Origin of the sequence: Gordonia otitidis NBRC 100426 (genome assembly GCF_000248075.1) — a bacterium.
Classification (GTDB): domain Bacteria; phylum Actinomycetota; class Actinomycetes; order Mycobacteriales; family Mycobacteriaceae; genus Gordonia; species Gordonia otitidis.
This window is the reverse complement of sequence record NZ_BAFB01000036.1, coordinates 67,216-73,435: the sequence shown is the minus strand read 5'-3', so window position 1 is coordinate 73,435 and position 6,220 is coordinate 67,216. Positions and strand designations below refer to the sequence as shown.

6 protein-coding genes and 2 pseudogenes are annotated in these 6,220 nt (G+C 65.7%); 6 read left to right on the top strand and 2 right to left on the bottom strand.

Annotated elements, in window-relative coordinates; all coding sequences use genetic code 11:
- Positions 1-398 (bottom strand): annotated as a pseudogene (locus GOOTI_RS04205) (hypothetical protein); the annotation flags it as partial.
- A gap of 78 nt (positions 399-476) precedes the next feature.
- On the opposite strand from GOOTI_RS04205, the gene GOOTI_RS04200 reads away from it, so the two are divergent.
- The 6 genes and pseudogenes from GOOTI_RS04200 (at position 477) to GOOTI_RS04175 (ending at position 5,739) form a co-directional block, all read left to right on the top strand.
- Positions 477-917, top strand: coding sequence for a MarR family winged helix-turn-helix transcriptional regulator (locus GOOTI_RS04200; RefSeq protein WP_007237321.1), 441 nt, complete (start codon positions 477-479; stop codon positions 915-917).
- Positions 918-930: 13 nt separating this feature from the next.
- Positions 931-1,947, top strand: coding sequence for a TIGR03617 family F420-dependent LLM class oxidoreductase (locus GOOTI_RS04195; RefSeq protein ID WP_007237320.1), 1,017 nt, complete (start codon positions 931-933; stop codon positions 1,945-1,947).
- A gap of 37 nt (positions 1,948-1,984) precedes the next feature.
- Entirely contained in the window at positions 1,985-2,653 is a 669-nt protein-coding gene (gene trhA / locus GOOTI_RS04190; RefSeq protein WP_007237319.1) for a PAQR family membrane homeostasis protein TrhA, read from the top strand.
- A gap of 106 nt (positions 2,654-2,759) precedes the next feature.
- Positions 2,760-4,415, top strand: a complete 1,656-nt coding sequence (locus GOOTI_RS04185) for an alkaline phosphatase D family protein (RefSeq protein WP_007237318.1) — start codon at positions 2,760-2,762, stop codon at positions 4,413-4,415.
- Between the two features lie 108 nt (positions 4,416-4,523).
- Positions 4,524-5,141, top strand: a complete 618-nt coding sequence (locus tag GOOTI_RS04180) for a ClpP family protease (RefSeq protein WP_039993354.1) — start codon at positions 4,524-4,526, stop codon at positions 5,139-5,141.
- Positions 5,138-5,739 (top strand): annotated as a pseudogene (locus GOOTI_RS04175) (ClpP family protease). Before GOOTI_RS04180 ends, GOOTI_RS04175 begins: the two are co-directional and overlap by 4 nt.
- A 33-nt stretch (positions 5,740-5,772) precedes the next feature.
- Here GOOTI_RS04175 and GOOTI_RS04170 read toward each other — a convergent pair.
- Positions 5,773-6,180, bottom strand: a complete 408-nt coding sequence (locus tag GOOTI_RS04170) for a helix-turn-helix domain-containing protein (protein WP_007237315.1) — start codon at positions 6,178-6,180, stop codon at positions 5,773-5,775.
- Between the last annotated feature and the right edge of the window lie 40 nt (positions 6,181-6,220).

Below are 6,220 nucleotides of genomic sequence, written 5' to 3'. Positions count from 1 at the left end.
TTCAGGGGCTGGTTCTCCGCGATCGTGATGCCGTTGAAGATGCGTTCGATCGTCACCGCTGTGGGATCCGACGCCGCTGTGGACACGTACAGCACCGGGGTGTCGGCCTTCGGCTCGAAGGCCGCCGCAATCTCCCGGTGTTCGATCGCATCCCTGGCCTGGTCGGCGGTCGCGATGGTGCGAATCGACACGTGGTCACCGAGATCCTGTTGCAGCGTCTGCGCGATCACCTGCGTCGACGCGCCGGTACCGACGACATCCACGCGCAGGTCGTGAGGATCGGGCTTGTGGAACCCACCGAGGTAGGCCAGTGCCATGACGGCACCGATGACGAGGGGAACGGCGACATGCGACGCGATCGTCTTGATCGACAACGCGTGGTTGGGAGCAGCGGACATCGATTACCTTCTGGGGCTGAGGGGAGAGCAACTTACTTGGTTGCAAAATGCAACACGAATAGGTTGTAATATACAACTATGGTGTCACCCGGGCAACCCGACGCTGCAGAAGTGGTCGGTCAAGAACTGGTCACGCTGTCGCGCAGGTTGCGCAACGGCGCCCGCGAGATCTACGCGGAGGGAGGGCTGACCTTCGTGGAGTACTCACTGCTGGCACTCATCTCCGACAGTCCCGGGATCAATGCCGCCGCGCTCGCGAAAGCAGCGAGCATCGACAAGTCGACGGCGAGCCGCCAACTCGCAGAACTCCGACGCCGCGGACTGCTGCGCCGTTCGCCCGAGTCGACGTCGTCGAGGTCGCAGTCCCTCGAGCCGACACCGGAGGCGCTCGACATCCTCGGGGAGATCCGGCAGCGCAGTGGAGAGGCCATCGCGGCCAGACTCGAGTCGTGGACCCCCGAGGACCTCGATCTGTTCGCCACTCTGCTGCATCGCTACAACAACGCCGATTCCGAATGACAGGGATGGCCTGATGAGTCGGGTCGCGGTGACGACGGCACTGTTCGGCCCGGTCGGTGCAGCGCAGCGCGCCGCGACGCTGGCTGACGCAGGAGCGTCGGGCGTCTTCACCTTCGAGGGACCGCACGACGTGTTCACACCGCTGGTCGTGGCCGCGTCGGTACCCGACCTGAGCCTGCTGACCAATGTCGCCATCGCGTTCCCACGCAACCCGATTCATCTCGCGCATACCGCCAACGACCTCCAACTCCTGTCCGGTGGACGCTTCCGCCTCGGCCTCGGTACCCAGATCCGTCCACAGATCGAGAAGCGGTTCGGCGCCGAGTTCGACGATCCCGTCGGGCGAATGGCCGACAAGGTCGGCGCAATCAACGCGATCTTCGACGCCTGGGAGACCGGTGCCCCACTGCGCTACGAGGGCACCTACCACCGCCACACCCTGATGACACCGACGTTCAACCCCGGCCCCAATCCCTTCGGGAGGCCACCGGTGTTCGTCGGCGCACTGGGACCGCTGATGACACGCGCCGCGGCGACCTACGCCGACGGTGTACTCGTGATGCCGTTCAGTACCCCGGACTTCCTCACCTCGACGACGATCCCCAACATCCGACGCGGCCTCGCCCGCCGAGCACACCTCTCCCCTCGCGGCTTCACCGTGATACCTGAGGTGATCGTGTCCGTGGGAAACGACCACACCGCAGCACGACGTCTACTCGCCTTCTACGGATCCACACCGGCCTATCGCCCGGTTCTGGCCGCGCACGGTGCAGCGCATCTGCAGCCCGAGCTGAATGCGCTCTCCAAGCAGGGGCGCTGGAGCGAGATGCCCGAGCTGATCGACGATGACCTGTTGCACACCATCGCCGCCTGCGGCAGCGCCGAGGACGTGGCACGCGGCATCCGGACGCGCATCGACGCGTTCGACGCCGTGCGCGACCTCGACGTCAGGGTCGACGAGGTGTGTGTCTATCAGCCGACACCCATCGACGCCGAGCAGCTCGCAGCCGTGATCGACGCACTCGCTTAACAGCCTGCGCACATGAAGTTACGGTACCGTAGCTTTCGTGAACCCCCTCCTGGTGACTGCTGTCGCCGACAGACCTCGACTCCGAGGTGTCATTCATCAGTGGTCGGCGTTCATCGCGCTCGCCGCAGGCCTCGCCCTGGTCATCGGTGCAGCATGCGCACGCGGCCCCGGCGCCGCGGTCGCCTGCGCCGTATACGCGGTCACCGTCGTCGGCTTGTTCGCGGTCTCGGCGTCGTATCACCGCATCGCGTGGAAGTCGTTGCGCGCCCAGATCCACATGAAGCGGGCAGACCACTCGATGATCTTCCTGTTCATCGCGGGCACCTACACACCGTTCTGCGCGATGGGCCTGTCCGCCCCGACGAGCTGGTGGGTGCTCGGCATCGTCTGGGTGGGCGCACTGGCTGGTGTCGTGCTGAAGATCGCGTGGCCGGCGGCGCCGCGCTGGCTGGGCGTCGTGTTGTATCTGGTGCTCGGCTGGGTGATCGTGGCTGTCGCTCCGGCGCTCGTCGCGCATGTCGGGTGGCTCGTGCTGATACTGCTCGCCGTCGGTGGGGTCTTCTACAGCGTGGGCGGCGTGCTCTACGCTGCCCGATGGCCGAATCCGTGGCCCGGGGTGTTCGGCCACCACGAGGTCTTTCACGCCTGCACGGCCGTCGCGGCACTGCTGCACTACACCGCGGTGTGGCTCGTCGTGCTCAGCTGAGTTCCGGTTGCGATTCGACGCCGAGCCACTTGGTCTTCATCCCGTGCTCACCGGACCGTCCGGCCACCGTCGAACACTCGATAACCGCCGATGATCGGGTGGCGGCATGCCGAACATGTCATGCCGCCCACCTGTTCTCGGCGAGCTTCGTCTGGACCGCGACAAGACCATCCACCTCGGCACCACCCGTCGTCGTTTCCTCACCTGGGCAGGGGTCGCCGCGGGCATCGCGACCGTTCCGTGGATGTTCACCACCGACGCCGCGTCGGCGCCGCCGCCCCGTCGCGGAAGCGAACTGTTCACTCTCGGTGTGGCGTCGGGAGATCCGCTGCCCGACGGCATTGTCCTCTGGACGCGCCTGGCGGCCGACCCGCTCGCACGCGGCGGAGGGATGGGCCGGGTGCCGGTACCCGTCGAATGGGAGATCGCCACCGACCACGCGATGCGGCAGGTCGTGGCACGCGGCGTCGAACTGGCCACACCCGAGAACGGACACAGCGTGCACGCTGACGTCCGTGGTCTGCGTCCATCGGCCGACTACTTCTACCGGTTCCGCGCGGGTACGGCGATCTCGCCGACGGGCCGTACCCGTACCGCTGCACCTCACGGAAGTCGCCTCGGTGAGCTGACTTTCGCGTTCGCATCCTGCCAGTCCTGGGCCGACGGACACTACCCCGCGTACGCCGATATGGCTGCACACGCACCCGACGTCGTGTTCCATCTCGGCGACTACATCTACGAAAAGCCCATTCCCACAGATGGCGGCCGACGACGGACACGGGCTACGCCTGCCTCAGCACACCGCGAGTGCGCAACACTCGACGATTACCGCGATCGATACGCCCTGTACAAGCTCGACCCGAACCTACAGGCCGCACACCTGGCCAGCCCGTTCATCACGATCTTCGACGACCACGAGGTCGACAACAACTGGGCTGCACGCATTCCCGAGGATGATCAGCCCATCCCCGACTTCCTCGCCCGCAGAGCCCAGGCTATGCGCGCATGGTGGGAGAACACTCCGGTCCGTGTCGCCCAACGTCCACGGCCGACCACGACAACTGATCTCTACGACCTGCGCGCCTACCGCCGGTTCGGTTACGGCGACCTCGTCGAGTTCAGCGTCCTCGACACCCGGACATTCCGCAGCGATCAGGCCAACGGCGACAACGACACCGCCCAGAACGCAGCCACCGCCGACCCCCGACGTACCATCACCGGCACCGCCCAGGAGAAGTGGCTGCTCGACGGACTCGCCGCGAGCCGGTCACGGTGGAACGTTCTCGCGCATCAGACGACCATCGCCGATCTCGCCCGCCGCAAGAACGGTACACGGGCGGTCAGCATGGACGGTTGGAGTGGCTATGAGGCCTCGCGCGCAAGGATTCTCGACGGCGCGCGCGAGTGCGGCGTCGGCAACCTGGTGTCGATCGTCGGTGACATCCACCGCAACGTGGTGTCCGAACTGCGCTCGACGTATTCGCGGCCCTCCCTGACCGTCGGCGTCGAACTCGCCGGCACGTCCATCGCGTCCGGCGCGGACGGCGAAGACAGTGACGCCAGCGACCGGCAACTCAAGGCCGCCTCACCCCACATCCACTTCGGTAACGCCCAGCGTGGCTACGTCCTCAACAGACTGACCGCAGACAACTGGGAGGCCGACTACCGTGTGAGCGATTCGATTGCGGCGCCGGATATCCCGCTGCACCGTAGGGCCCGGATCACCATCCCGACCGGACGCCCGGTGATCGACGTCAGCTGAGTGGCAGACGTTCCGCTACGAGCTGCGTACTGCTGCCCAGGGCAGATCCGCGCCGCCCGAGGCGGAATCGGCATGACGTCTGCCCCCTTCGCCACCGACGATCGACTCATGACAGAAGAACAGCACCACCTACCGCTACGGAAGCGCACCGCAGAAACCCTTTTCGGACAACGCATCCTGACACTGGACTCGGCACTCGACGACGACATCGGCACACAATTGTGCTCGCAGCTCGTCATGCTCTCCGACGACGATCCCGCCGCCGACATCGCGCTCTGGATCAACTCGCCGGGTGGTTCGGTGCCCGCGATGCTCGCGATCACCGACGTCATGGCGCTGATCCCGAACGACGTGATCACCGTGAACCTCGGTATGGCATACAGCGCAGGTCAATTCATCCTGTGCAACGGGACTAGGGGTAAACGCTTCATCGCACCGCACGCGAAGGTACTGCTGCATCAGGGTTCGGCAGGCATCGGCGGATACGCGCCCGACATCGAACTGCAAGCCGACGATCTCCGCCACGTCCGCGACACCGTCCTGACCATCATCGCCGAGCAGACCGGACAGACGTGCGAGAGAATCTTCGACGACTCACTCCGCGACCACGTGTTCACCGCAACCGAATCCGTCGAGTACGGATTCGTCGACCACATCGTCACCGACATCGCACAGATCCGCCCGAGGAGCGCCGCCGCAGCGGGTTTCGAGGTGAGTAACGCATGAGCACCTACACGATTCCCAACGTCATCACCCGCACACCGCAGGGCGAACGCGTGATGGACGTCTACAGCAGACTTCTCGACGACCGGATCCTCTACCTGGGCACCGAACTCGACGACGGCGTCGCGAACGCGCTCATCGCGCAGATCCTGCATCTGGACTCCGACAACCCCGACGCACCCATCGAGATCTACATCAACTCACCCGGAGCCTCGGTGACAGCGACCTTCGCGCTCTACGACACCATGCAGTACTGCCACGCACCGATCGCCACCACCTGTGTGGGACAGGCACTCTCATCGACGGCGCTGTTATTGGCCGCGGGTACACCGGGCAGGCGTTCGGTCTCCCCCATGCGCGTGTCCTGCTCCATCAACCGTCGGGCCAGGGACGCGGCACGATTCCCGATCTGATCCTTGCCGCCGAGGAGATCCTGCGCATTCGCGCAGAGATCGAGGAGGCACTGAGTCGACACACCGGTCGTGACATCGAGACGTTGCGGCACGACACCGACCGCGATCGAGTGCTGCGGGCCGCAGAGATCGTCGAGTACGGTCTCGCCGATCAGGTCATCGACACCAGGGGGCGACCAATGCGTTGAGCACCGGGATCGCGAGCGATCAGATCGGGTCGGTCACGCCGCCAGCGCGACCGGTCCACGCAGTCCTGCGCGAAACGCAGCGCGCGGCCGAATCGGTTGCAGGCCGGGCGAGAGCGAATGCAGCGCAACCGGTCCACTGACTGCAGATCCGCGCCTGACTCCCACGCTCTCGAGGCGGGCGAGTTCGTCGGCGACCTCGCGGGTGAGATCGAGAAGGCTCAGATCCACGGCACCTGCGACCGCCGCGAGCAACTCGGACGAGGCGTCTTTACGGCCACGTTCGATCTCGGAGAGGTACTGACTCGACACCCCCGCGCGCTGTGCGGTCTCGATGAGTCGCTCGCCGCGCTCGTGGCGGTGTCGGCGCAGCACGCGACCTGTGATCTCACGCCAGAGCGGTTCAGGCGCGTCGGGCGTGTGAGGATCGTTCGTCGGTGCCATGCGTTCGAGCGTAGGTCACCGATACCGTCAGCCGTCGGCC